The sequence below is a fragment of the Mesorhizobium sp. M0227 genome, from assembly GCF_040321855.1.
Taxonomy (GTDB): domain Bacteria; phylum Pseudomonadota; class Alphaproteobacteria; order Rhizobiales; family Rhizobiaceae; genus Mesorhizobium.
In genome coordinates this window covers 61,768-85,396 of record NZ_JAMYSJ010000016.1, presented here as the reverse complement: position 1 = coordinate 85,396, position 23,629 = coordinate 61,768, and the positions used below count along the sequence as shown (strand labels likewise).

The 23,629-nt window shown below is 62.2% G+C and carries 23 protein-coding genes; 16 read left to right on the top strand and 7 right to left on the bottom strand.

What is annotated here, in order from left to right; translation table 11 throughout:
• Positions 1 to 14 precede the first annotated feature (14 nt).
• On the bottom strand, positions 15 to 944 hold the full coding sequence (locus NKJ00_RS21370) for a phosphate/phosphite/phosphonate ABC transporter substrate-binding protein (protein ID WP_352610747.1): 930 nt from the start codon (positions 942 to 944) through the stop codon (positions 15 to 17).
• A gap of 174 nt (positions 945 to 1,118) precedes the next feature.
• Between NKJ00_RS21370 and NKJ00_RS21365 the strand changes: the two genes are divergently transcribed.
• The 9 genes from NKJ00_RS21365 to NKJ00_RS21325 all read left to right on the top strand — a co-directional run bounded on the left by NKJ00_RS21365 (position 1,119) and on the right by NKJ00_RS21325 (position 11,033).
• Positions 1,119 to 2,360 (top strand): phosphopentomutase, encoded by a 1,242-nt coding sequence (locus NKJ00_RS21365; protein ID WP_352610749.1) that lies wholly within the window; start codon positions 1,119 to 1,121, stop codon positions 2,358 to 2,360.
• On the top strand, positions 2,353 to 3,243 hold the full coding sequence (mutM, locus tag NKJ00_RS21360; protein WP_023811384.1) for a bifunctional DNA-formamidopyrimidine glycosylase/DNA-(apurinic or apyrimidinic site) lyase: 891 nt from the start codon (positions 2,353 to 2,355) through the stop codon (positions 3,241 to 3,243). Before NKJ00_RS21365 ends, mutM begins: the two co-directional genes overlap by 8 nt.
• A gap of 134 nt (positions 3,244 to 3,377) precedes the next feature.
• Positions 3,378 to 4,151 (top strand): enoyl-CoA hydratase, encoded by a 774-nt coding sequence (locus tag NKJ00_RS21355; RefSeq protein WP_023811385.1) that lies wholly within the window; start codon positions 3,378 to 3,380, stop codon positions 4,149 to 4,151.
• 182 nt (positions 4,152 to 4,333) lie between these two features.
• Positions 4,334 to 4,600 (top strand): 30S ribosomal protein S20, encoded by a 267-nt coding sequence (gene rpsT / locus NKJ00_RS21350; protein WP_013533694.1) that lies wholly within the window; start codon positions 4,334 to 4,336, stop codon positions 4,598 to 4,600.
• Between the two features lie 924 nt (positions 4,601 to 5,524).
• Positions 5,525 to 7,000 (top strand): chromosomal replication initiator protein DnaA, encoded by a 1,476-nt coding sequence (gene dnaA, locus NKJ00_RS21345; protein WP_023811386.1) that lies wholly within the window; start codon positions 5,525 to 5,527, stop codon positions 6,998 to 7,000.
• Positions 7,001 to 7,304: 304 nt separating this feature from the next.
• Positions 7,305 to 8,423 (top strand): DNA polymerase III subunit beta, encoded by a 1,119-nt coding sequence (dnaN, locus tag NKJ00_RS21340; RefSeq protein WP_023811387.1) that lies wholly within the window; start codon positions 7,305 to 7,307, stop codon positions 8,421 to 8,423.
• A gap of 184 nt (positions 8,424 to 8,607) precedes the next feature.
• Complete coding sequence (recF, locus tag NKJ00_RS21335; RefSeq protein ID WP_023811388.1) at positions 8,608 to 9,753, top strand: DNA replication/repair protein RecF; 1,146 nt, start codon at positions 8,608 to 8,610, stop codon at positions 9,751 to 9,753.
• A gap of 31 nt (positions 9,754 to 9,784) precedes the next feature.
• A complete protein-coding gene (locus NKJ00_RS21330; RefSeq protein ID WP_023811389.1) occupies positions 9,785 to 10,540 on the top strand; it encodes a molybdopterin-synthase adenylyltransferase MoeB in 756 nt (251 codons plus the stop codon).
• Positions 10,541 to 10,544: 4 nt separating this feature from the next.
• Positions 10,545 to 11,033: a GNAT family N-acetyltransferase gene (locus NKJ00_RS21325; protein WP_023811390.1), complete on the top strand. Its 489-nt coding sequence runs from the start codon at positions 10,545 to 10,547 to the stop codon at positions 11,031 to 11,033.
• Positions 11,034 to 11,066: 33 nt separating this feature from the next.
• On the opposite strand, the gene NKJ00_RS21320 is transcribed toward NKJ00_RS21325, so the two are convergent.
• The gene (locus tag NKJ00_RS21320; protein ID WP_023811391.1) at positions 11,067 to 12,068 is read right to left on the bottom strand and encodes a 2-hydroxyacid dehydrogenase; all 1,002 of its coding nucleotides are present in this window, start codon (positions 12,066 to 12,068) and stop codon (positions 11,067 to 11,069) included.
• A gap of 219 nt (positions 12,069 to 12,287) precedes the next feature.
• On the opposite strand from NKJ00_RS21320, the gene NKJ00_RS21315 reads away from it, so the two are divergent.
• On the top strand, positions 12,288 to 12,848 hold the full coding sequence (locus NKJ00_RS21315) for an SH3 domain-containing protein (protein WP_023811392.1): 561 nt from the start codon (positions 12,288 to 12,290) through the stop codon (positions 12,846 to 12,848).
• 111 nt (positions 12,849 to 12,959) lie between these two features.
• Here the strand turns inward: NKJ00_RS21315 and NKJ00_RS21310 are convergent, their stop codons facing one another.
• Positions 12,960 to 13,817 (bottom strand): LysR family transcriptional regulator, encoded by an 858-nt coding sequence (locus NKJ00_RS21310; RefSeq protein WP_352554688.1) that lies wholly within the window; start codon positions 13,815 to 13,817, stop codon positions 12,960 to 12,962.
• A gap of 116 nt (positions 13,818 to 13,933) precedes the next feature.
• Here NKJ00_RS21310 and NKJ00_RS21305 point away from each other — a divergent pair, with 116 nt between their 5' ends.
• Together NKJ00_RS21305 and NKJ00_RS21300 are read left to right on the top strand one after the other, a co-directional pair.
• Positions 13,934 to 14,473, top strand: a complete 540-nt coding sequence (locus NKJ00_RS21305; protein ID WP_023811394.1) for a carboxymuconolactone decarboxylase family protein — start codon at positions 13,934 to 13,936, stop codon at positions 14,471 to 14,473.
• A 25-nt stretch (positions 14,474 to 14,498) separates the two neighbouring features.
• The gene (locus tag NKJ00_RS21300) at positions 14,499 to 14,915 is read left to right on the top strand and encodes a DUF302 domain-containing protein (RefSeq protein ID WP_164892952.1); all 417 of its coding nucleotides are present in this window, start codon (positions 14,499 to 14,501) and stop codon (positions 14,913 to 14,915) included.
• A 29-nt stretch (positions 14,916 to 14,944) separates the two neighbouring features.
• Here NKJ00_RS21300 and NKJ00_RS21295 read toward each other — a convergent pair whose 3' ends face one another.
• Both NKJ00_RS21295 and irrA read right to left on the bottom strand, forming a co-directional pair.
• A complete protein-coding gene (locus tag NKJ00_RS21295) occupies positions 14,945 to 15,073 on the bottom strand; it encodes a DUF4260 family protein (RefSeq protein ID WP_245486205.1) in 129 nt (42 codons plus the stop codon).
• 59 nt (positions 15,074 to 15,132) lie between these two features.
• Positions 15,133 to 15,564 carry an iron response transcriptional regulator IrrA gene (irrA, locus tag NKJ00_RS21290; protein ID WP_024503471.1) on the bottom strand — a complete coding sequence of 144 codons (432 nt, stop codon included), beginning with the start codon at positions 15,562 to 15,564 and terminating at the stop codon, positions 15,133 to 15,135.
• 242 nt (positions 15,565 to 15,806) lie between these two features.
• On the opposite strand from irrA, the gene fabA reads away from it, so the two are divergent.
• From fabA to NKJ00_RS21270, 4 genes are all read left to right on the top strand, one after another.
• A complete protein-coding gene (gene fabA, locus NKJ00_RS21285; RefSeq protein WP_013527885.1) occupies positions 15,807 to 16,322 on the top strand; it encodes a 3-hydroxyacyl-[acyl-carrier-protein] dehydratase FabA in 516 nt (171 codons plus the stop codon).
• Between the two features lie 50 nt (positions 16,323 to 16,372).
• A complete protein-coding gene (gene fabB, locus NKJ00_RS21280) occupies positions 16,373 to 17,593 on the top strand; it encodes a beta-ketoacyl-ACP synthase I (protein ID WP_352631055.1) in 1,221 nt (406 codons plus the stop codon).
• Positions 17,594 to 17,606: 13 nt separating this feature from the next.
• Positions 17,607 to 18,419 carry an enoyl-ACP reductase FabI gene (gene fabI / locus NKJ00_RS21275; protein WP_023811399.1) on the top strand — a complete coding sequence of 271 codons (813 nt, stop codon included), beginning with the start codon at positions 17,607 to 17,609 and terminating at the stop codon, positions 18,417 to 18,419.
• Positions 18,420 to 18,624: 205 nt separating this feature from the next.
• A complete protein-coding gene (locus NKJ00_RS21270; RefSeq protein ID WP_352610750.1) occupies positions 18,625 to 20,169 on the top strand; it encodes a putative bifunctional diguanylate cyclase/phosphodiesterase in 1,545 nt (514 codons plus the stop codon).
• Between the two features lie 74 nt (positions 20,170 to 20,243).
• Here the strand turns inward: NKJ00_RS21270 and NKJ00_RS21265 are convergent, their stop codons facing one another.
• Both NKJ00_RS21265 and pnp read right to left on the bottom strand, forming a co-directional pair.
• Positions 20,244 to 21,257, bottom strand: a complete 1,014-nt coding sequence (locus tag NKJ00_RS21265; protein WP_352610751.1) for a class I SAM-dependent methyltransferase — start codon at positions 21,255 to 21,257, stop codon at positions 20,244 to 20,246.
• Positions 21,258 to 21,362: 105 nt separating this feature from the next.
• Positions 21,363 to 23,510: a polyribonucleotide nucleotidyltransferase gene (pnp, locus tag NKJ00_RS21260; RefSeq protein ID WP_023811402.1), complete on the bottom strand. Its 2,148-nt coding sequence runs from the start codon at positions 23,508 to 23,510 to the stop codon at positions 21,363 to 21,365.
• Positions 23,511 to 23,629: the final 119 nt, after the last annotated feature.

The following is a 23,629-nucleotide window of genomic DNA, read 5'->3' as shown; positions in this document are numbered from 1 at the left end:
CCTGCGCAGGGCCGCTACTGCTGCGGCTCACGGTCCGAAACGAAGCGCACGATAGCAGCGGCCATCTCGTAGTCTTTTGGCGCCACGCGAGCGAAGCCGCCGGAATGTCCCGATTCCAGGAGGGCGTAGATATCGGGCGTCGTCGACTTGAGGTTGGTGAGGAACACGGCAAGTCGACGCTTGGCTTCCGGGTCGAGATCGCTGCGGACCGCGTGCGGGCCGTATCTCAGCAGACCCGACGTCCACACGACACGAAGCGCCGTCACCGAGAGCCCTGCCGCCTCCAACCTGGCCTGCGTGCCCGACGGTTCTCGCGGGCCGTCGGCAGCGGCCGTCACCCAGCCAAACAGGCCATCAGCCTTGCCGTCGACCAGCATCGTCTCGGCCGCCGCGGCCGAATCGGCACGGGCCAGAAACGGTGCATCTTCCGCGATCTTGCGGCCTTCCGCGGCCAACGCCGCCAATGGCAGGAGAGAACCGCCGACGCTGTCCGAAGGCGCCATGGCGATACGATGGCGGTCCATCGCCGCAAGGTCGGGCAGCTTGCCGTCCCGCGTCAGCAGAACGGAGCGGATGCCGATCGCGCCGTCTGAATCGACCGGAGCGACAAGCGGTTCGATACATAAGCAGCGCTGCGAGGCCGTTGCATAGGCGGTGGCCGAATAGATCGCATATTCGATGCGGGAATCGGCCTGCGCCTCGATCAGCGCGGCATAATTGCGGGCAACGACAAACTCGACCTTCATGCCCAATGCTTTGGTGTAGGCGTCGGTCAACACAGCCAGCCCCGGAACGGCGTTGCCGGCACCTGGCTCGGCAACGATGCCTATGCGAAACGTGCCGATATCATCGCGCCAGTCGGCATGCGCCGGGTTGGACCAGAGCCCGACGAGCCCGCCCGGCCCCAGCAACAGAGCGGCATATGTCTTTAACGCAACCCTCATGACAGAACCGCCGTCTGTTTTCCCGGATCGATGCTCAGATCGTCATTCCCAAACCGCTGCGCACTTTTGGGCGATATGCACTGATTGTCACGCCTGCCCGTTGCCGTTTGGTTTCCGAATTGCCAATGAAGTCGCGGAACCCTATGTCTGGTCGGTCAAACTGGCAACAACTTGATGGCGCGCGCTTTCCTCTTCGTCCTGGATTCCTTCGGCATCGGCGGCGCGGCCGACGCCGACCGCTACGGTGACGCCGGCGCCAACACATTCGCGCACATCGCAGAGGCCTGTGCGGAGGGCCGTGCGGATCGCGAAGGGTCTCGTAGTGGACCGCTGTTTGTCCCTCATATGGCCTCACTCGGGCTTGGCAAGGCTGCCGAAACCGCGACGGGACTGGGATTTGCCAACAGCGGGGCGGATATGCTCCCAACTGCCTTTCACGGCGCCGCACAGGAGGTTTCGAGCGGCAAGGATACGCCATCCGGCCATTGGGAAATCGCCGGCCTGCCGGTGCGCCTCGACTGGGGCTATTTCCCGGATACGGTTCCGGCCTTTCCGGCCGAACTGACCGAGGCGATCATCCGTGAAGGCAAGGTGCCGGGCATTCTCGGCAATTGCCATGCGCCGGGCACCGAGATCATCGAGCGCTTCGGTGAGGAGCACATCCGGACCGGCAAGCCGATCTGCTACACGTCGGTCGACTCGGTCCTGCAAATCGCCGCGCATGAAGTCCATTTCGGCCTCGACCGGCTTTATGAATTCTGCCAGGTGGTGCGCAGGCTGGTTGACCCGCTGAGGATTGGACGGGTGATCGCGCGGCCGTTCGTCGGCGAAACCACCGCCACTTTCGAGCGGACATACAACCGTCATGACTACGCCGTGCCTCCGCCGGAACCGACCCTGCTCGACCGGCTGACGGCGCGTGGCAGCCGTGTCATCGCCGTCGGCAAGATCGGCGACATCTTCGCCCATCGCGGAATTTCGCAAGTGCGCAAGGCGGCAGGCAACATGGCGATGTTCGACGAGGCGCTGGGTGCGATCGATGATGCCGGCGACGGTGACCTCGTCTTCGCCAATTTCGTCGACTTCGACACCGAATTCGGTCACCGCCGCGATGTCGCAGGCTATGCTGCCGCGCTCGAGGCCTTCGACCTGCGGCTGCCGGAAGCATTTGCGAGGCTGCGGCAGGGCGATCTTCTCATCCTGACGGCCGACCACGGCAACGACCCGACCTGGGGCGGGACCGATCACACGCGCGAGCGCATTCCGGTGATCGGCACTGGACCGGGTCTCAAGGGCGGCGACATCGGACTGAGAACGACATTCGCCGACATTGGCGAGACCCTGGCCGAGCATTTCGGGCTGGCGCCCGGACGCTACGGCACTTCTTTCTATACGGCGATCGGCGGTCATGCCTGAATTGCCGGAAGTCGAAACCGTCCGGCGCGGACTTCAGCCGGTTCTGGAAGGCGCCACCATCGCCCGCGTCGAGGCGCGCCGACCGGATCTGCGCTTTCCATTTCCCGAGAAATTCGCGCAGCGGCTGACCGGCAAGACGATCACGGCACTCGGCCGCCGGGCCAAGTATCTGACGATGGACCTGGAAGGCGGGCCCGTGCTGATCTGCCATCTCGGCATGTCGGGCTCATTCCGCGTCGAGACGGCCGATGGCAGCGACATGCCCGGCATCTTCCGGCACGACCGCTCGAAAAGCTCCAATCACGACCACGTCGTCTTCCATGTCGAGTCTCCAACCGGTGCCCGGTCCCGCGTGATCTTCAATGATCCGCGCCGCTTCGGCTTCATGTTGTTTGCGGAGGGACTGCCGGACGTTCACCCGATGCTGGCTGGACTTGGCGTCGAGCCTACGGGCAACACATTGGACGGTGCGCTGCTCGCCTCATTGATGAAGGGGCGGCGATCACCACTGAAGGCAGCGCTTCTCGACCAGAGGCTGATCGCCGGGCTCGGCAACATCTATGTGTCGGAGGCGTTGTGGCGTGCCGGCCTGTCGCCGCTGCGCGAGGCGGGCACGATCGCCAGGCCCGGAAAGAAAGCCCAAGCCCAAAGCGAACACCTCGCGCAAGCCATTCGTTCGGTGATATCGGATGCGATCGCAGCCGGCGGCTCCTCACTGCGGGACTATATGCAGACCGATGGGTCGCTGGGCTATTTCCAGCACGCCTTCGCCGTCTACGACCGCGAAGGCGAGGCCTGCTCCAAGCCCGGCTGCGGCGGCCACATCGAACGGATCGTGCAGAGCGGCCGATCGACCTTTTATTGCCGGACATGTCAGCGGTGAGTTTGAGCAATTCCAGGAAAAGTGTGAAACGGTTTTCCGTCGAGAATTGCGTCGAGACAAGGAGATGGGAGCGGTTCTGCGTTTCCGTGAAACGATGAACCGCTCTAGACGAGCGTGAGCAAGGAGAAGCAGCCATGGCCTATGAGACGATCATCACCGAGACGCACGGCAAGGTTGGGCTGATCACGCTGAACAGGCCGCAGGCGCTCAACGCGCTGAATTCGCAGATTCTGACCGAAGTGGTGGCAGCCGTGAACGGGTTCAGCGCCGATCCAGATATCGGCGCCATGGTCATCACGGGTTCCGAAAAGGCTTTCGCCGCCGGCGCCGATATCAAGGAGATGCAGTCCATCTCCTACGCGGACGCCTACGCTCAAGACTTCTTCGTCGGCTGGGAGGAACTGACGCGGGCGCGAAAGCCTATTATCGCGGCGGTGGCGGGCTATGCACTCGGCGGCGGCTGCGAGCTGGCGATGATGTGCGATTTCATTATCGCCGCCGACACGGCCAAATTCGGCCAGCCCGAGATCACCCTCGGCGTCATTCCAGGCATGGGCGGGTCACAAAGGCTGACCCGCTTCGTCGGCAAGTCGAAAGCGATGGACATGTGCCTGACCGGGCGGATGATGGATGCCGCCGAGGCCGAGCGTTCTGGTCTGGTGTCGCGGGTCGTGCCTGCCGGCGAGCTTGTCGAGGAGGCGCTGAAGGCCGCAGCCAAGATCGCCGCTTTCTCACTACCATCGGTGATGATGGCGAAGGAGGCTGTCAACCGCGCCTTCGAGACGACGCTTGCCGAGGGATTGCGGTTCGAGCGCCGGCTGTTTCACTCGCTGTTTGCACTGGACGATCAGAAGGAAGGCATGGCGGCCTTTGCCGAGAAGCGGAAGCCGAATTTCACCAACCGCTGACGCCAATCCCTTGGCCGCGAAGAAGATGGCTGTTGGCCGCCAAAAAGAAGACCGGGCAGCGTTGACGCGCCGGAAAAGCTGAACTATAAGCCGCACCAACCGAGGCGGCCCCGTGGCTGCCCGTTTGTTTTTTGCGCCCTGCGGCATTCCGCATGCGCCGACCAGATCAGAAGAGAGGCATCATGGCCAATACATCCTCGGCCAAAAAGGCAACGCGCAAGATCGTCCGCCGCGCAGCGATCAACAAGAACCGCCGCTCGCGCGTCCGCACCTATATCCGCCAGGTCGAAGAGGCGCTTGCCTCCGGCGACAAGGCTGCCGCACAGGCTGCCTTCAAGATCGCGGAGCCGGAATTGATGCGCGCCGCGACCAAGGGCGTGATTCACAAGAACACGGCGTCCCGCAAGGTGTCGCGACTGGCTCAGCGGGTCAAGGTACTGTCGGCCTGACATTACTTGCCTAGACTGACGTTCTTCGAACCCGGCCGTTTGTGCCGGGTTTTTTCGTTTGCCGGCAAGCACTTAAAAAGAATGTCCGGAAACGGCGTCTTAGGCGGATTTCACAATTGGGAATAGTTTGCCGGCATATGCATGCCTGCTGTTGATCGGCATGCTTGAAAAGGGCCAGCTTAATGATTCTTAACTGTCAGAAATAGCTTATAATTTTCAGACACTTACTGATGGTGATCCACAGCTTGTCCACACCGGGCCGACCCGATCGGGGACAAGTCGCTGTCAAGCGAATTATTTCAGAATATTTCTCTCAGCGTCCGGTTTTTCATATTCGCCGGAAAAGGGTTTGAATCACAATGGCTTTGTTAAAATGTGCCGTCACGGCACGCCACTCGAACCCGCCTCCAGTAACCAGATTCCTTAAAAATCCGTTAGACGTGGCCTTGCCCTATCCACAGCGATTTCGGTAGTGTCGATCTATCGAAAGGGACGGGCTCTGGCTCTTAACCCAAGCCTGAATCGGCCAGCTTAAATTGGCGGGATTTGCAACGCGGATCAAGTCCGCGGACGGGTTTGGTTTGTCTTTTTCGATACGGTAGGGGACTGGCGTAACTTGACATGGCAGGTAGACGGCGCGCCGGCGCTCCTTTCGCCGGACGGTGTTGTATTGCCCTGACATACCCAACGCGGACTGGCTTCCATGGGCCGGCACCGGTTCCCGCAGATAATGGGCGACGTTCATCTGCCGGCGGCGGCAGCGGACATCGTAGCAAAGACTTAGGTCGCCGGAACCGGATGCAGGAGGCGCATCCCCGGTGGAAACAGGTACGGAAGAACAAGGAAAAGATCATGCAGAGCGGCATCGAAAGGGAGCTTACGGGCGACCTCCCATTTCCTGGAACTTTGATCGGAGCAAACGACATGGCGGTGTCCAGCGACGCGGAACAGAAATTCGACCGGGTCAAAGCCCAGTTGAAGGCGCGCCTGGGAACCGAAGTCTATTCGAGCTGGTTTGGCCGCATGAAGGTCGCCGAGGCTTCCAAGGGCATCGTCCGCATCTCGGTGCCTACTGCCTTCCTGCGCTCATGGATCAACGGCCACTATCTCGACCTCATCTCCGAGTTGTGGAAGCAGGAGGATCCCGATCTCCTCAAGATCGACATCGTCGTGCGCACGGCAACCCGTCAGGGACGCAGCCAGGCCGAGCCAGAGGTAACGCCAGCACGCAGCAAGGTGACACGGCAGACGCAGACGGCGCTTGCCGCCGGCACAGTCAGCCCCAGCCGGGTGGAGCGCGCACCGGCTCCGCGTCCGGGCACACCGATCGAGAGCGAATTCCGCCACAACGTTTTGGGATCACCGCTCGATCCGCGCTACACGTTCGGCTCCTTCATCGAGGGACCGTCGAACCGGGTGGCCTTCGCCGCCGCCAAGGCAGTGGCGGAATCGCAATCGAGCGCGGTGCGCTTCAATCCGCTTTTCCTTCACGCAACCGTCGGGCTCGGCAAGACACATTTGCTGCAGGCCATCGCCGCGGAATCGCTGAAGCAGAACCCCAAGTCGCGCGTCGTCTATCTCACGGCCGAGTATTTCATGTGGCGCTTTGCCACCGCGATCCGCGACAACAACGCGCTGACGCTCAAGGAACAGCTGCGCGACATCGACCTGCTCATCATCGACGACATGCAGTTTCTGCAGGGCAAGTCGATCCAGCACGAATTCTGCCACCTCATCAACATGCTGCTCGACAGCGCCAAGCAGGTCGTCGTCGCCGCCGACCGGCCGCCATCGGAACTGGAATCGCTCGAACCGCGGGTCCGTTCGCGCCTCAATGGCGGTGTCGCGCTTGAAATGTCGGCGCCCGATTTCGCCATGCGCCTCGGCATGCTCAAATTGCGCCTTGCCACGGCCAGGAGCGACGACGCGTCGCTCGACATTTCGGAGGAGATCCTCAATCACGTCGCCCGCACCGTGACCGGCAGCGGACGCGAGCTGGAAGGCGCCTTCAATCAGCTTTTGTTCCGTCAATCCTTCGAGCCGCAGATCACCATCGACCGGATCGACGAAATCCTCGGCCACATCTATCGCACCGGCGAGCCGAAGCGTGTCCGTATTGAGGACATCCAGCGCATCGTGGCGCGTCACTACAATGTGTCGAAGACCGAATTGCTGTCCAACCGGCGCACGCGCACCATCGTCAAGCCGCGGCAGGTCGCCATGTACCTGTCGAAGGTGATGACGCCGCGCTCGCTGCCTGAGATCGGACGGCGTTTCGGCGGCCGCGATCACACCACGGTGCTGCATGCCGTGCGCAAGATCGAGGACCTTTCCGGCAACGACAACACGCTGGCGCAGGAACTTGAGCTTCTGAGGCGGTTGATCAACGACCAGGCCTGATCCTCCGGGGATGGCAGAGCCGGAACAATACCGGAATTCAATGGCTTGCCAGTGCGGCGCTGGGCCTGGATCGGGCTCGTGGCGCCGCCTGGGAGCGATCTGGATTTCGGTTTTACGACACTGGCTAGCGGACTTCGGGCGCGTTATCCCCAGAAAGCCCGCCTAGCCGGCCTGAACCGGTGGCGCGGGCTTGCGTTTGCTGGTTTTTTCCTGTCAGTTTACGCAGATTCTGAGCCTGTTCAGACCTTTCGCGGGACGCCGCCCACTGGTGACCCGTCATTCATTCAAGCGAGCCTGTTTCGTCATGCGTGTTATCCTGGAACGGTCAAATCTCCTGAAGTCGCTCAACCACGTCCATCGTGTGGTCGAGCGGCGAAACACCATACCGATCCTGTCCAACGTGCTGCTCAGCGCCGAAGGCGCCAGCCTTGAAATGAAGGCGACCGATCTCGACCTCGAGGTGACCGAAGCGACGCCCGCTAAGGTGGAGCGCGGCGGGGCGACGACAGTCCCGGCACATCTGCTCTACGACATCGTGCGCAAGCTTGCCGATGGCGCCGAGGTGATGCTGAAGACGGACGAGGACGGCAACGCCATGACGGTGACGTCTGGCCGCTCGAGCTTCCGCCTTCAGTGTCTGCCGCAATCCGACTTCCCGGAGCTCTCGGCCGGATCCTTCTCGCATATCTTCCGTCTCGACTCGGTTGCCCTGAAAGGCCTGATCGAGAAGACCCAATTCGCCATCTCCACCGAGGAGACGCGCTATTACCTGAACGGCATCTACCTGCACACGCATGAGGTCGGCGGCAAGCTGAAGCTGCGCTCGGTGGCGACCGACGGCCACCGCCTGGCGCGCGCCGAGATCGATGCGCCAGCGGGTTCCGAAGGCATGCCGGGCATCATCATTCCGCGCAAGACGGTGAGCGAGCTGCAGAAGCTCGTCGACGATCCGGATGTCGCGGTCACCACCGAACTGTCGGACACCAAAATCCGCTTCACCATCGGCAGCGTGGTTTTGACCTCGAAGCTGATCGACGGCACCTTCCCCGACTATCAGCGGGTCATTCCGACCGGCAACGACAAGAAGCTCATCATCGACCGCCAGAGTTTTGCCGCCGCCGTCGATCGCGTCTCGACCATCTCTTCCGAACGCGGCCGCGCGGTGAAGCTGTCGATCAGCGAGGGTCAGGTGACGCTTGCGGTCAACAATCCCGATTCAGGCAGCGCCACCGAAGAGCTGTCCGCCGACTATTCATCCGATCCGATCGAGATCGGCTTCAACGCCAAGTACCTGCTCGACGTTGCCGCGCAACTGACCGGCACGGAAGCCAAGTTCATGCTGGCCGACGCCGGTTCGCCGACGCTGATCCACGACATGGCCGACGAGACCGCACTCTATGTGCTGATGCCGATGCGGGTGTAGCGGCACGGTGTCAGCACTTCGGTCCTGTTGTGGACCGGCGGCAAGCGCGATATTTACGGCAACTCCTAGAGCAATTCCAGGAAAAGTGTGAAGCGGTTTTCCGTACGGAGTTGCGTCAAAACAAAGAGATAGAGCGGTCCTGCGTTTCCGTGAAACGATGGAGCGCTCTATAGGCGGATAGCGGTTGCCGGGACAGAACCATATAAGTAAGCTAACACTTACTAATTTCCGCAACTATGCGGCGCTGACGATCGATCTGGCGCCAGGTGCCGTGGTTTTTTCCGGCGACAACGGCGCCGGCAAGACCAATCTCCTCGAAGCGATCTCCTTTTTGACACCGGGGCGTGGCTTGCGCCGCGCCCCTTACGCGGATGTCGCACGCGAGGGCGGCGACGGCGGCTTTGCATTGCATGCCCGGCTCGACGGACCTGACGGCCAAGTCGAGATCGGAACAGGCATTTCCGGCGGCGACACCGCCGGCGAAGGCGGCAGGCGGGTGCGCATCAACGGAGCTCCGGCGCGTTCGGCCGAGGACATGCTGGAATGGCTGCGCGTGGTGTGGCTGACGCCGGCCATGGACGCGTTGTTCACCGGGCCGGCCGCGGATCGCCGGCGCTTTCTCGACCGGCTGGTGCTGGCGATCGATCCCGGCCACGGGCAACGTGCGATCGATTACGAGAAGGCGATGCGTGGCCGTAACCGCTTGCTTACTGAAGGCTCTCGAGACGACCGCTGGTTCGACGCAATCGAGACGCAGATGGCCGAAACCGGTGTGGCGATCGCCGCCGCGCGAGCCGAGATGGTGCGCCTTCTGACCGCCATGATCGACAGGCTGCCCGACACGGGGCCATTTCCGCAGGCCGATATTGGCCTTTCGGGAGACCTGGAAGCCGAAATTGCGACCGCGCCGGCAGTCGATGTCGAGGAGCGCTTCCGCCGAACCCTTGTCGAGGGTCGTGACCGCGATCGCGCTGCCGGGCGCACGCTCGAGGGCCCGCATCGTTCGGACCTGATGGTTCGGCACCGCCCCAAGGCGATGCCGGCCGAGCTTTGCTCGACAGGCGAGCAAAAGGCGCTGCTGGTCGGCATCGTGCTGTCGCATGCAAGGCTGACCGGCGAAATGTCGGGCATGACGCCGATCCTGCTGCTCGACGAGATCGCCGCGCATCTCGACAGCCGGCGCCGCACGGCGCTGTTTTCCATCCTGGAGGAACTGAACTGCCAGGCGTTCATGACAGGAACCGATGCTGCGCTGTTTTCCAGTCTCCAGGGACGCGCGCAATTCCTGACTGTCGACCATGGGACGGTTGGGCCAACCGAAGACCACTGACAAGGTTTTTCAGTCCCTGTATGATCAGGCAATGACCACTGCCGCCCTGACCGCAGACGAGATCGAACGCTATGCCCGCCACATCGTGCTGCCGGAGATCGGCGGAGCCGGCCAGCAAAGGCTGAAACAGGCCCGGGTGCTGGTCATCGGCGCTGGCGGGCTGGGCGCGCCGGTGCTTGAATATCTCGCCGCCGCCGGCGTCGGCACACTAGGCGTGGTCGATGACGACACCGTTTCGCTGTCCAATCTGCAGCGCCAGGTCATTCACGGTACCGACACTGTCGGCCTGCTGAAAACCGATAGCGCCAAGGCGGCAATCGTTCGCATCAATCCCAACACAATTGTTGAAGCGCACGCAATCCGGCTGACCACGGACAATGCGCCCGCCCTCGTCGCCCGCTATGACATCGTCGTCGACGGTTCCGACAATTTCGAAACGCGCTATGCCGTGGCCGATGCCTGCGCGAGCGAAGGCAAGCCGCTGGTGCATGCCGCCGTCGGACGCTTCGATGGTTCGGTAACGGTGCTGAAGCCATTCGAAGACGGCAAGGACGGCAAACCCAATCCAGGCTATCGCGATCTGTTTCCCGAGGCGCCGCCGCCGGGCCTGGTGCCGTCCTGCGCCGAAGCCGGCGTGCTTGGCGCGCTGACCGGCGTCGTCGGCACGCTGCAGGCCATGGAGGCGATCAAGCTGATCACCGGCGTCGGCGAACCGCTGGTCGGCCGGCTGCTGCTCTATGACGGGCTGGCGGCGCGCTTCGACACCATCCGCTACAAGAGAAGCTGAATTCTTGGACCGGATCGAAGCTGCCTCCATCACGCGGATCCCGACCGATTTCGACCGCTGGGACGATGTGCTCGCATTGATCATGCGCGCTTTCGCCTCGATGGACGGCGTCATCGACCCGCCCTCCTCGGCCCACCTTTTGACCACCGACACTCTGCGGGACAAGGCGCGGTGGGAGACCGGCTTCGTGGCGCTCAAGGGCGATCGGATCGTCGGCTGCGTCTTTGCCCTTGAAAAGGTGACAGAGTTCTATGTCGGCAAGCTCGCGGTCGCGCCGGACTGCCAGGGACAAGGCATTGGCCGGCGGCTGATGCAGGCGGTCGAAGACCTTGCCCGCAGCCGCGGCAAGGCGGCAATCGAGCTTCAGACGCGGATCGAGCTGACCGGGAATCATGCGGCCTTTGCTCGCCTCGGCTTTCGCGAAACTGAACGGACGGCGCACGAGGGCTATGCCAGGCCGACCTCGATCACCATGCGCAAAGCTATCCCGTAAGGTTTATCTTACGGTTTGTGGGCCGCGACAGCGTCAGGTCCTGAGCGGCAGCACGCGGTCTGGTGGGCGGTGGCCGTCAACGAAGGCGCGGATATTGATGATGACCTTTTCACCCATGTCGATGCGGCCCTCGAGCGTCGCCGAGCCCATATGCGGCAAAAGCACGACCTTGTTCTTGGCGGCGAGCTTCAGCAGCTTGCTGTTCAAGGCCGGCTCATGCTCGTAGACATCGAGCCCGGCGCCGGCGATCTTGCCGTCCTGGATCAGCTTGACCAGCGCTTCCTCGTCGATGATGTCGCCACGTGCGGTGTTGACGACATAGGCAGTCGGCTGCAGCAGCGCCAGCCGCCGCGCCGAAAGCAGATGGAAGGTTGCCGGCGTCGAGGGACAGTTGACCGAGATGATATCCATGCGGGCCAGCATCTGGTCGAGGCTTTCCCAATAGGTCGCCTCCAACCCGTCTTCCACGGCCGGCAGCACGCGGTGGCGATTGTGATAATGGATCGACAGTCCGAAGGCCTTGGCCCGCCTGGCGACGGCGGTGCCGATGCGGCCCATGCCGACAATGCCGAGCCGCTTGCCCCAGATGCGCCGGCCCAGCATCCAGGTCGGCGACCAGCCGGCCCATTTCTTGTCACCGGTGAGCACATTGGCGCCTTCCGCCAGCCGCCGCGGCACCGCCAGCATCAGCGCCATGGTCATGTCGGCGGTGTCCTCGGTCAGGACATTCGGCGTGTTGGTGACGGTGATGCCCCTCTTGGCCGCGGCCGCGACATCGATCTTGTCGACGCCATTGCCAAAATTCGCGATCAGTTTGAGGTTGTCGCCGGCCTGGGCGATCAGTGCGGCGTCGATCTGGTCGGTTACCGTCGGCACCAGCACGTCGGCCTCCTTGACCGCCGCGACCAGTTCCGGCTGCGTCATCGGCCGGTCCTCGACATTCAGCCTTGCGTCGAACAACTCGCGCATGCGGGTCTCGACGGGGTCGGGCAGCTTTCGCGTGATGACGACGAGAGGCTTCTTTTTGCCTGCCATTGTTTCCCTCTCGAGTACTTGCCGCAATTCCGAACGCAAAACCGCTTCACACTTTTGCTGGAATTGCTTCTAACCCGATCTCGTTGAGACCTCTTTAACCAAGACCGGCGAAACTGAAAGCCGGTCGCGGTGCCGATTACTCCCTGTAACAAGCGGTGCCGCCGAAGACAAAGAAAAAGGGGCGCCGAGGCCGATGGGCAAGCGCCGAAAGGAATGAAAGTGTCTGGTTTCGCGTCGCTTCGCCTGACCCTCAGCGCAGCATTTCTCGGCGCTCTGCTTTATTCTCCGCTTGCGGGCGCGCAGAGTGCCGCAGCACCTGCCCAGGGCGTCGTCACGCTTGGTCCGAGCGGCCTGCCGCTGCCGCGCTTCGTCAGCCTGAAATCCGGCCGCGTCAACTCGCGCGTCGGTCCCGGGGCCAACTACTCGGTCGACTGGATGTATATGAAGGCCGGCCTGCCGATGGAGATCATCCAGGAATTCGACACATGGCGCCGCGTGCGCGATGCCGATGGTTCGGAAGGCTGGATCAACCAGTCGCTGCTTTCCGGCCGACGCACGGCAATCGTCGCACCATGGCAGCGCGGCAAGGGCGCCCAGATCGACCTTCTCAACAGTCCCGACAAGGACGCAAGAGTGGTCGCGATGATTGAACCTGGCGTCATGGGTACGATCAAATCCTGCGACGGCCAGTGGTGCGAAATGACGTTCGACGGCCACACCGGCTGGCTTGCCCAGTCGGTTGTCTGGGGCGCCTATCCCGGCGAACGGGTCAAGGACTGACAACTTCATCGCGAGGCTCGGAAGAACTCGGGATCAGAAATAGGCCGGCAATCACGGATACGGCAACAAGGTGCTTGCGCCTCCGCTTCATCAAACTCAATTGCAGCATTGTCATTCACGCCGCCGATCGCTCGCGTCCGCTGCGAAAGCGGCAGCGATTGCGCCTCTCAGCGGGTTGCTCAACCGTGTCAGGAGCGTAATCCGGCTGGCTGGCAAATCCGGCAATCCATGCGACCGGTTCAGTATCACGCAATCGGCCGGTACCTGGCTCTGCCCGATCGCCGCCACTCCCAGGCCCGCGCTGGCGGCCGATTGCAACGCGGTCACCGAACCGCCGGTGAAGGCGAGGCGCCAGGCGGTATTGCTGCCATCGAGCGCGCGTTCCGCTGCCAGTCGGACGGTGCAGGATCCGGGCAATGCCAACAGCGGCAACGCGGCAGACGACCGCCAGACGTCAGGCGACCTTGCACACCAGACAAGCTGGTCTCGGTAGAGCGGGATGCCCTGGCGCCGGCTGATATCCATGCGCACGACGGCAAAATCGGCCTTGCCTGCGTCGTAGCGGGCCTGCATCTCGGCTGAGAGACCCACCGACACTTCCAGCAGCAATTCCGGAAAGACTTGGCTCAGACGCCCAAACGCCGACTCCAGAAGCGCACCGGCGGCGTGATCGCCGATGGCCGCCCGGAGCGTGGTGGTTTGCGTGCCAGCATCGAATGTAGCCACGGCCCGGTCATGAGCCTCGAGGACCTGCCGCGCCGAAGCAAGGAACCGCGCGCCTTCGGGCGTCAGCGAAACCGCGCGCGGCGTCCGCGCCAGGAGACGCCGCTCCATCGCTTGCTCGAGCTTGCGGACCCGCAGGCTGATCGCCGACTGGGTGGTCCCGAGAAGATCGGCCGCGGTGGTGAAGCTCTCGCAGTCGGCAACAAGCACGAAGCTGCGAAGCTGTTCGATGGCAAGATGCTTCATTTCGTACTCATATCATAGAGACAGCTACTATGACATTTCCAAATGCTCCTCGTCGAGTCATATGGATTCCGACGAAGCACGGCGGTTGCCGGCTGACCCGGAAGGAGAATGATTAGATGTCTCGCCTATCGCCAATAAACGAAGATTCCGACACGGAAGCCGGCAAGCTTCTGGCGGAAACGCGACGCCAGCTCGGACGCGTCCCGAACCTCTATCGCGTCCTGGCCAACTCTCCGGTCGCTCTCAAAGGTTATCTGCAATTTCGCGAGTCGCTGCAGAGCGGCCGTCTCAGTTCGAAATTGCGCGAGCAGATCGCCCTGATAACTGCTGAGGTGAACCGCTGCGAATACTGCGTTTCGGCCCACGCATTTCGCGGATCCAAGATCGGCATCTCCGATACGGAATTGGAGCTAAATCGCAGGGGCGATTCAAGCGATGCCAGAGTGGCGGCCACGCTGGCGTTGGCTGCGGATGTGGCGCGTAGCCGCGGAGCCGTCACCGACCAGGCATTCGGCGCCGCCAGGGCCGCGGGGCTCGACGACGAGGAACTGGCAGAGGTGATCGCGCATGTCGCACTCAACTTCTATTCCAACATCCTCAATCACTTCGCCCAGCCAGAACTCGACTTTCCACGGACAGTGCTTCTCAATGACTGACCTCGTGACCCTCGATCCGAGTTCGATGGCGACCATTCCGCGTCACCAGATCGTCGTTTCCTCCAGCTATGGTTTCGATGAGACACTGCAACGGCTTCGCGACGCCATCGCTGCTGCCGAGCTATGGATCATCCATGAGATCGATCCGCAGGCCCTGCTCAGGAAAGGCGGGATCTCCACCATTCGGCTCCGTCAACTGCTTTGGTTCCACCCGCGATACATGGCGCGCCTGTTGCTGACCGATCCTGGCGCCGTGCCCGAAGCGCCGTTCAAGTTCGTGGTCAGCGAACAAGCAGCCGGCGTGACGGTCTGCGCCTTGAACCCGATTTTGGTGTTCTCGCCATATCCCCGGCTTTTTGGTCTCGCCCATGAACTGTTCGACGCGACGGAGCGAATGCTCGAGACGGTTTCCACGATGCCGGTGTCGGGAGGCGATATCTAGCGGAGCCATGAGCGGTCCGGCCGCCTGCATCAGGCGTGGTCATCTAGTCCCGATGCGGCCGAGATGGTGTCCGGAAAGCCGGTCGACAGCTTCAGGCCATAGCCCAGCGCACGGTCGATGGCGATGTGGGCGATCCAGATCAGCAACCGCCATCGCATTGCCCCACATGTGCCCGGCGAGCAGCAACAGCGCGGGCACGGTCAGGGGGCCTCGCCGGTCATTCGCGGCGTTTGGGGCGCAGCCTCACCACGATGTCGACATTGGCGATCTCCATCCCTTCCGGAGGCTCCGGCAGGTTGGCAACCGTCACCGGACCGCTGTCGATGTCGAATATGCGGTTTTCGCCTTCGATGTAGAAATGGTGGTGGTCGGAGGTGTTGGTGTCGAAATAGGTTTTCGCGCCCTCGACGGCGAGGATGCGCAAAAGTCCCGCCTGGGTAAACTGGTGAAGGGCATTGTAGACGGTGGCCAGCGACACCGGCACGCCGGCGGCAACCGCCTCCTCGTGCAGTTCCTCGGCCGACAGATGCCGGTCGCCCTTGGCGAAAAGCAGATCGGCCAGCGCAATGCGCTGACGCGTCGGCCTCAGGCCGGCTTCACGGACCCGCTTGTCCACAGCGACATTTTCCTTCCGGCCGTCCAGGTCCATCTTCTCGTCGAACCCCACAGTTCCGCCCCAAGACACGCCCAGAATGGCAAAAAAATGAACGTCTGCCGAAACCGGACCTCTCAGGACATATATTCTGTCGTCCGAATGCGATCAATAGCGCGCATTGACCCAGGCAGACGAGCAGGCTAAGCGCAAACGCCGGTTTCCGGCCTGAAACAGATTGTGTTAGGAAACCAACTACAAGGGCACCCGATAGCCCGGAACGATATGGGATGAGATTGATGGCGGGTAAATCCAGCTACGAGTACGACGAATTGCTGGCCTGCGCCCGCGGCGAACTGTTCGGACCGGGCAACGCCCAGCTTCCTTATCCGCCGATGCTGATGTTCGACCGCATCACCGAGATCAGCGAGACGGGCGGCGCCTTCGAGAAGGGTTTCATCCGCGCGGAGTTCGACATCAAGCCGGACCTGTGGTTCTTTGCCTGCCATTTCATCGGCAATCCGATCATGCCGGGGTGCCTCGGCCTCGACGCCATGTGGCAATTGACGGGCTTCTATCTTGGCTGGCTGGGCGAACCCGGCAAGGGGATGGCGCTGTCGACCGGTGAAGTGAAATTCAAGGGCATGGTCACGCCCTCGGTGAAGAAGGTCGAATATGGCATCGACTTCAAGCGCGTGATGCGGGGCCGGCTGGTGCTCGGCATCGCCGATGGCTGGCTGAAGGCGGATGGCGAACCCATATACGCGGCAACGGATTTGAAAGTCGGTCTGTCCAAGCAGTCGGCGGTTGGCTGACCGGCATCCCTGGCCAGCTCTCTGGCCAGCATCCTTGGAAGGAGTTGCGAATGAGACGTGTCGTAGTCACAGGCATCGGCGTTGTGTCGTCGATCGGCAACAATGCCAACGAGGTGCAGACCTCTCTGCATGACGCCAGATCCGGCATCAGCTTCTCGGATTCCTTCGCCGAACACGGCTTCCGTTGCCAGGTCTGGGGAGCGCCGACGCTCGATCCATCGGCCATGATCGACCGCCGTGCGATGCGCTTCCTGAGCCAGGGGGCTGCCTGGAACCATGTCGCCATGGATCAGGCCATCGCGGATGCGGGCCTCGGCGAGAGCGACATCACCAATGAACGCACCGGCATCGTCATGGGATCGGGCGGACCATCCACCCGCACCATCGTCGAAGCTGCCGAAACGACGCTGAAGAATGGCAGTCCCAAGCGCATCGGTCCGTTCGCGGTGCCGAAGGCAATGTCATCAACCGCATCGGCGACGCTTGCCACCTGGTTCAAGATCCACGGCGTCAACTACTCGATCTCGTCGGCCTGTTCGACCTCAGCGCACTGCATCGGCAATGGCTATGAATTGATCCAGTGGGGCAAGCAGGACATCATCTTTGCCGGCGGCCACGAGGATCTCGACTGGACGATGTCGGACCTGTTCGACGCCATGGGCGCGATGTCGTCGAAATTCAACGACAAGGCATCGACCGCTTCCCGCGCCTATGACGCCAATCGCGACGGCTTCGTCATCGCTGGCGGCGCCGGGGTGCTGGTGCTGGAAGAGCTTGAGCATGCCAAGGCGCGCGGCGCCAAGATCTATGCCGAGATCGTCGGCTATGGCGCGACGTCGGATGGCTACGACATGGTTGCTCCTTCAGGCGAGGGCGCGGTCCGCTGCATGCGCCAGGCGCTGGCCACGGTTTCCACACCGGTCGACTACATCAACACCCATGGCACCTCGACGCCGGTGGGAGATTCCAAGGAAATGGGAGCGATCCGCGAGGTGTTCGGCCCAGAGATGCCGTATATCACCTCGACGAAGTCGCTGACCGGCCATTCGCTGGGCGCGGCCGGCGTGCAGGAATCCATCTATTCGATCCTGATGATGCAGGGCGGCTTCATCGGCGAAAGCGCCCATATCGAGACCCTCGACCCCGAATTCGAGGGCATGCCGATCGTGCGAAAGCGCATCGACGACGCCAGGATCGATACTGTCTTGTCCAATTCGTTCGGCTTCGGCGGCACCAACGCCACGCTCGTTTTCCAGCGCTATTCCGCATAAGGATTTGCCGGCCATGGACGGATTGATGAAGGGCAAGCGCGGGCTTGTCATGGGTGTCGCCAACGATCATTCGATCGCTTGGGGAATTGCCCGGAAATTGTCCGAACATGGGGCGGAACTCGCCTTCACCTATCAGGGCGATGCCTTCGGACGCCGGGTCAAGCCGCTGGCCGACAAGCTCGGCGCCTCGCTGGTGGTGCCGTGCGACGTCGAGGACAGCGCTTCGGTCGCCGCCACATTCGAGACCCTGGGCAAGGAATGGGGCGGGCTGGATTTCATCGTCCACGCCATCGGCTTTTCCGACAAGAACGAGTTGAAAGGCCTCTACGCCGACACCAGCCGGGACAATTTCGTCCGTACCATGGTGATCTCTTGCTACTCCTTCACCGAGGTCGCCCGCCATGCAGCCACCTTGATGCAGGACGGCGGATCGATGATCACGCTGACCTATGCGGGCTCCGTCCGCGTCATGCCGAACTACAATGTCATGGGCGTCGCCAAGGCAGGGCTGGAGGCGAGTGTCCGCTACCTCGCCAACGATTACGGTCCGCGCGGCATCAGGGTGAACGGCATATCGGCTGGACCCGTGCGCACGCTCGCCGGCGCCGGTATTTCCGATGCGCGCCATATGTTCTCCTACCAGCAGCGAAACTCGCCGCTGCGCCGCACGGTGACCATCGACGAGGTCGGCGGCTCGGCACTTTATCTGTTGTCGGATCTGTCTTCCGGGGTTACCGGCGAGATCCACTATGTCGATTCCGGCTATCACATCGTTTCCATGCCGACACTCGACGAATTGAAGCAGACCGACGGCGGACGAGACTAACGCCTGTCGCCCAAAGGTGCGCGGCGGTTTTGGAATGGCGACATTGAAGACACGAAGCTTAAAGCGCGCCAACTGAATCCGTTTCAGCGCTAGGCGTATTGATCCGCTCAAGAAATACTTTCGGTCCAGTAAAATTGGATTCATTCGCGGAAACTCATTTTAAGGAGATATCCGCTAGAAAGCCCCGTACTCAGGGGAACTTTCAATGCTCGCCGTCAGCAACCCGAAGCGAACACCGGTGTTCCGACTGCTCACCATAGCGAGTTCGGGTCTCGGCAGTTTCGTCCTCGGGCTCTGGGGCTTGAAGCTCGGCCTCGGCGATGGTTTTGTCGGCATCTCCGCGGACATGATGGTCTCGGTGATGGCCGCTCTTTGCGCACTGGCGGCATCGGTCGCCGCGATGTCCTTCTTCGCCGGCGTCGATGAATCGGCGGATTTCGTCTTCACGGAAACCCATTTCGACAAGCTGACCGGCCTGGTGGCACGCCCGGCGATGGTCGGCAAGATTGCCGAGGCGGCATGCGCGACCAGCCGGACCGGCGAGCCGATGTTCCTCATCGATATCGACATCGACCGGTTCAAGCAGATCAATGACGCCATCGGCTACAGCCAGGGCGACGAGTTGATCCGCGCCTTCACCAAGCGCTTGAAGACGTGCGTGCCGCCGCGCGCGCTGATCGGACGCATCGGCGCCGGTGAATTCGCGATCCTGCTGCCCGACAATCAGGTGTCCGGATCGCTGGAAAGCACCGTCGAGAGGCTCATCGACGAGATGATGGAGCCCTATGATCTCGGTACGCACCTGCAATCGGTCAGCCTGTCGGTCGGCATCGTGGCGATGCCAAAGGACGGCGTCGATCCGGTCCTCATCCTGCGCCGCTCCAATCTGGCGCTGCAGAACGCGCGCGCCAGCGGCGTCGGCAACTGGTCGGTCTTCCATGCCGAAATGGGCAGGGTCGCCGACCATCGCCAATGGATCGAATCCGAACTGCATATAGCCTTCGAGCGTGGTGACTTCGACCTTCATTACCAGCCGCAGCTCGATCTCCCGACCGGCCGCATCGTCGGGTATGAAGCGCTTATCCGCTGGCGGCATCCGGAACGCGGCATGATCCCGCCGATGGAGTTCATTCCGATCGCCGAGGAAACCGGCATGATCGGCCCGATCGGCGAATGGGTGCTGCGCAAAGCCTGCAGCGACGCACAGCATCTGCCCGATGATTGCTTCGTCGCCGTCAACATCTCGCCCGTCCAGTTCATGACCAAGGACTTCGTCGGCATCGTGCGCGACACTATGACGAGCACCGGCATCAAGCCGTCGCGGCTGGAGCTGGAAGTGACCGAGACGGCGATGATGCAGGACCGCGACCGCGCCGCCGCCATCCTGAAGGAGCTTGCGGATATGGGCATCTCGGTCGCCGTCGACGATTTCGGTACCGGCTATTCCAATTTGAGCTACTTGATCGATTTCTCATTCGGCAAGCTGAAGATCGACCGGTCCTTCGTCAGCCGCCTCGACACCGACTCCAGCTCCGGCGCGGTCGTCTCGACGATCGTCGGGCTTTCGCGCGCGCTCGGGGTCAGCATCATTGCCGAAGGCGTCGAGACCGAAAGCCAGGCGACGCTGCTCAGGGCAGCCGGCTGCGAGGTGGTGCAAGGCTATCTTTACGGCAGGCCCGCCCCCCTCAAGATCAGGATCGGCGACGCGCATGTCACCGATGAGGTCCGGCGCGTCGCCAATCTGCATTGAGTGCGACGCGATGTCTGTTTTCGTCTGAGCATGACCTTTTCCGAAAACCGGTATCCACTTTTCGGGATCATGCTTCAACGACGAGCGACAAGCACCTTGAACATGCCGTCGCGAGCGAGTTCGGCATGGCTCGAAAAAGCGGCCGCCAGGATCGGCTCATAGGGAAGCTGGCGGTTGGCGACCATGAACAGCCGCCCACCTGGTTTCAAGGCCTTGGCCGCCGCGCGGATCATGCCGGCGCCGATCTCCGGCTCGGCCGCCCGGCTGCGGTGAAAGGGCGGGTTCATGGCGATCGCGTCGTAACGCTTCTCGACCGGTTCCTTCAGCAGATCGATCCAGAAGAAGTTTCTGGCGATCGACTGGGTGACCCCTGTCAGATTGAGCTTTGCGGCTTCGAGCGAGGCGAAATCGGCCTCATAGAGGTCGAGCGCCTGAACGCCGGGGGAGCAGGCGGCGATCTCGGCAGCCAGATACCCCCAGCCGGCGCAGAAATCGGCAACGCTGCCCCGCAGATCATTGGGCAGGTTCTCGACCAGCAATTTGGAGCCGGTATCGATCCGGTCGAAGGAAAACATGCCGGGCGCGGTGCGGAACCGGTTTTCAACCAGCAGAGCGGGATTGGCGGCGCGCAGTTCTTCCGCGACGGCGAGATCCGCGGGACGGCGTAACCAGAAGGCGATGCCGTGATATTTCGGCAGATGGCCCTCAAGGGGGACAAGTTCGTCAACGCGCTTGCGCAGGCTGGCAATGCCGTCATCCTTGCCGCCGGCAATGACGACCAAGGCGCCAGGCGCCACGCGCTCAAGCGCATCGGCGATGCGCACCTCGTTCAGGCCGCGATGCCGGCCGGCCAGCACAAGTGCCATATCGAAGCCGCCGCCTTCCGGTTGCGCGGTGACGCCGGAGGCCTGCAACGCACGAAAATCCGGCCGGAAGCCTTGCACGAGGTGAAGCGTCGCCTCGAAGCCTTCAGGCAGGCGAAATCCTGGCTCAGCGCCGAGAAACAGCACGCGCTCGCCCTTTACCGGCAAAGCAACAGCCTCGGCCTCAAAGGGATGGAAAAGCGTCTTCAACGGCTCGGCGGACATTGTTCGATCTCGACCTGTCTAGACGATCTGAAAGTGAAAACGGAGCTAAAATGAAAACGGGCGCGACATAAGCCGCGCCCGTTTCGATTCATGGTCTCAGACCAATCAGGCGGCGTTTTCTTCGCCTTCGGTCTTCTTGTCGCGGGCGAGTTCTTTGCCGGTGGCCTGGTCGACGACCTTCATCGACAGGCGGACCTTGCCGCGCTCGTCGAAGCCCATCAGCTTGACCCAGACCTTATCGCCTTCCTTGACCACGTCCGAGGTCTTGGCGACCCGGTCGTTGGCAAGCTGCGAGATGTGGACGAGGCCATCACGCGGACCGAAGAAGTTGACGAAAGCGCCGAAGTCCGCGGTCTTGACGACCGTACCTTCGTAAATCTCGCCGACTTCCGGCTCGGCGACGATGGTGTGGATCCACTTCTTCGCCGCCTCGATCTCCTTGGCGTTGGACGAAGCGATCTTGACCGTGCCGTCGTCCTCGATGTTGATCTTGGCGCCGGTCTTTTCGACGATCTCGCGGATGACCTTGCCGCCCGAGCCGATCACGTCACGGATCTTGTCGGTCGGGATGTGCATCACTTCGATGCGCGGTGCGAACTCACCCAGTTCCGAACGCGCGCCGGTCAGAGCATGCGCCATCTCGCCGAGGATGTGCTGGCGGCCATCCTTGGCCTGGTCCAGCGCGATCTTCATGATCTCCTCGGTGATGCCTTCGATCTTGATATCCATCTGCAGCGAGGTGATGCCGCTGGCGGTGCCGGCGACCTTGAAGTCCATATCGCCGAGGTGATCTTCGTCACCGAGGATGTCGGAGAGAACGGCGAAACGCTCGCCTTCCTTGATCAGGCCCATGGCGATACCGGCGACGGGCTTGGCCAGCGGCACGCCGGCATCCATCAGCGCCAGCGAGGTGCCGCAGACAGTGGCCATCGACGACGAACCGTTGGACTCGGTGATCTCCGAGACGACGCGCAGCGTGTAGGGGAACTGGTCAGCGCTCGGCAGCATCGGGCGAATGGCGCGCCAGGCGAGCTTGCCATGGCCGATTTCGCGACGACCCGGCGAACCCATGCGGCCGGTCTCACCGACGGAATAGGGAGGGAAGTTGTAGTGAAGGAGGAACTTCTCCTTGTACATGCCGGTCAGCGAATCGACATACTGCTCGTCCTCGCCGGTGCCGAGCGTGGCAACGACCAGCGCCTGGGTCTCGCCGCGGGTGAACAGCGCCGAACCATGGGTGCGCGGCAGAACGCCGACTTCGGAGACGATCTTGCGAACCGTGCTCAGGTCACGACCGTCGATGCGCGAACCGGTGTCCAGGATGTTCCAGCGCACGACCTTGGCCTGGAGTTCCTTGAACACGCTGCCGATCTGCTCGGAAGTGTATTTGGCGTCTTCACCTTCGGCCGGGGCAAACGCTGCCTTGACCTTCGCCTTGACGGCGTCGACGGCGGCGTAACGCTTCTGCTTGTCGACGTTCTTGTAGGCATTGCTGAGTTCGTCGCCGACGATCTTCAGCATCTCGGCTTCAAGCGCGGAATAGTCCGGCGCGGTGAAGTCGCGCGGCTCCTTGGCGGCAACTTCGGCCAGCTTGATGATGGCGTCGATAACCGGCTGGAAGCCCTTGTGGCCGAACATGACCGCGCCGAGCATCAGCTCTTCGCCGAGTTCCTTGGCTTCGGACTCGACCATCAGCACGGCATCTGTGGTGCCGGCGACGATCAGATCGAGCTTCGATTCCTGCATCTCGTCGACATGCGGGTTGAGCACATATTCGCCGTTGATATAGCCGACGCGAGCGCCGCCGATCGGGCCCATGAAGGGAACGCCGGAGAGCGTCAGGGCGGCCGAAGTGGCAACGATCGACAGGATGTCCGGATCGTTCTCGAGATCGTGCTGGACGACGGTGACGACGATCTGGGTGTCGTTCTTGTAGCCGGAGGCGAAGAGCGGGCGGATCGGGCGGTCGATGAGGCGGGAAACCAGCGTTTCCTTCTCGCTCGGACGGCCTTCACGCTTGAAATAGCCACCCGGGATCTTGCCGGCGGCGTAGGTCTTTTCCTGGTAGTTGACGGTCAGTGGGAAGAAATCGAGGCCGGGCTTCGGCTCCTTCATCGAAACGACGGTGGCGAGAACCTTGGTCTCGCCGTAGGTGGCGAGCACCGCGCCGTCAGCCTGGCGTGCGATCTTGCCGGTTTCGAGGATGAGCGGACGGCCGCCCCATTCGATTTCCACTTTGTGGTGATTGAACATGTCTTGTCCTTAATATGAGGAAAGGGCCGCGCCGTTTCACGGTGCGCGGATGCCCTTTCCCTGGCTTCCTTTCTCGGGCAGCCACGGGCAAGACAACGGGAAGCTCGGGTGATTTCGGC

What these genes read in the sequence shown, in the direction of transcription:
- NKJ00_RS21270 (WP_352610750.1), top strand. Translation starts at nt 18,625, where the DNA reads ATGCTCGCCGTCAGCAACCCGAAGCGAACACCGGTGTTCCGACTGCTC.
- NKJ00_RS21370 (WP_352610747.1), bottom strand. Translation starts at nt 944, where the DNA reads ATGAGGGTTGCGTTAAAGACATATGCCGCTCTGTTGCTGGGGCCGGGC.
- NKJ00_RS21305 (WP_023811394.1), top strand. Translation starts at nt 13,934, where the DNA reads ATGTCTCGCCTATCGCCAATAAACGAAGATTCCGACACGGAAGCCGGC.
- pnp (WP_023811402.1), bottom strand. Translation starts at nt 23,510, where the DNA reads ATGTTCAATCACCACAAAGTGGAAATCGAATGGGGCGGCCGTCCGCTC.
- NKJ00_RS21265 (WP_352610751.1), bottom strand. Translation starts at nt 21,257, where the DNA reads ATGTCCGCCGAGCCGTTGAAGACGCTTTTCCATCCCTTTGAGGCCGAG.
- irrA (WP_024503471.1), bottom strand. Translation starts at nt 15,564, where the DNA reads ATGGACCTGGACGGCCGGAAGGAAAATGTCGCTGTGGACAAGCGGGTC.
- NKJ00_RS21365 (WP_352610749.1), top strand. Translation starts at nt 1,119, where the DNA reads ATGGCGCGCGCTTTCCTCTTCGTCCTGGATTCCTTCGGCATCGGCGGC.
- NKJ00_RS21295 (WP_245486205.1), bottom strand. Translation starts at nt 15,073, where the DNA reads ATGCGATGGCGGTTGCTGATCTGGATCGCCCACATCGCCATCGACCGT.
- NKJ00_RS21320 (WP_023811391.1), bottom strand. Translation starts at nt 12,068, where the DNA reads ATGGCAGGCAAAAAGAAGCCTCTCGTCGTCATCACGCGAAAGCTGCCC.
- dnaN (WP_023811387.1), top strand. Translation starts at nt 7,305, where the DNA reads ATGCGTGTTATCCTGGAACGGTCAAATCTCCTGAAGTCGCTCAACCAC.
- mutM (WP_023811384.1), top strand. Translation starts at nt 2,353, where the DNA reads ATGCCTGAATTGCCGGAAGTCGAAACCGTCCGGCGCGGACTTCAGCCG.
- NKJ00_RS21300 (WP_164892952.1), top strand. Translation starts at nt 14,499, where the DNA reads ATGGCGACCATTCCGCGTCACCAGATCGTCGTTTCCTCCAGCTATGGT.
- fabB (WP_352631055.1), top strand. Translation starts at nt 16,373, where the DNA reads ATGAGACGTGTCGTAGTCACAGGCATCGGCGTTGTGTCGTCGATCGGC.
- fabA (WP_013527885.1), top strand. Translation starts at nt 15,807, where the DNA reads ATGGCGGGTAAATCCAGCTACGAGTACGACGAATTGCTGGCCTGCGCC.
- NKJ00_RS21355 (WP_023811385.1), top strand. Translation starts at nt 3,378, where the DNA reads ATGGCCTATGAGACGATCATCACCGAGACGCACGGCAAGGTTGGGCTG.
- NKJ00_RS21310 (WP_352554688.1), bottom strand. Translation starts at nt 13,817, where the DNA reads ATGAAGCATCTTGCCATCGAACAGCTTCGCAGCTTCGTGCTTGTTGCC.
- rpsT (WP_013533694.1), top strand. Translation starts at nt 4,334, where the DNA reads ATGGCCAATACATCCTCGGCCAAAAAGGCAACGCGCAAGATCGTCCGC.
- NKJ00_RS21330 (WP_023811389.1), top strand. Translation starts at nt 9,785, where the DNA reads ATGACCACTGCCGCCCTGACCGCAGACGAGATCGAACGCTATGCCCGC.
- fabI (WP_023811399.1), top strand. Translation starts at nt 17,607, where the DNA reads ATGGACGGATTGATGAAGGGCAAGCGCGGGCTTGTCATGGGTGTCGCC.
- dnaA (WP_023811386.1), top strand. Translation starts at nt 5,525, where the DNA reads ATGGCGGTGTCCAGCGACGCGGAACAGAAATTCGACCGGGTCAAAGCC.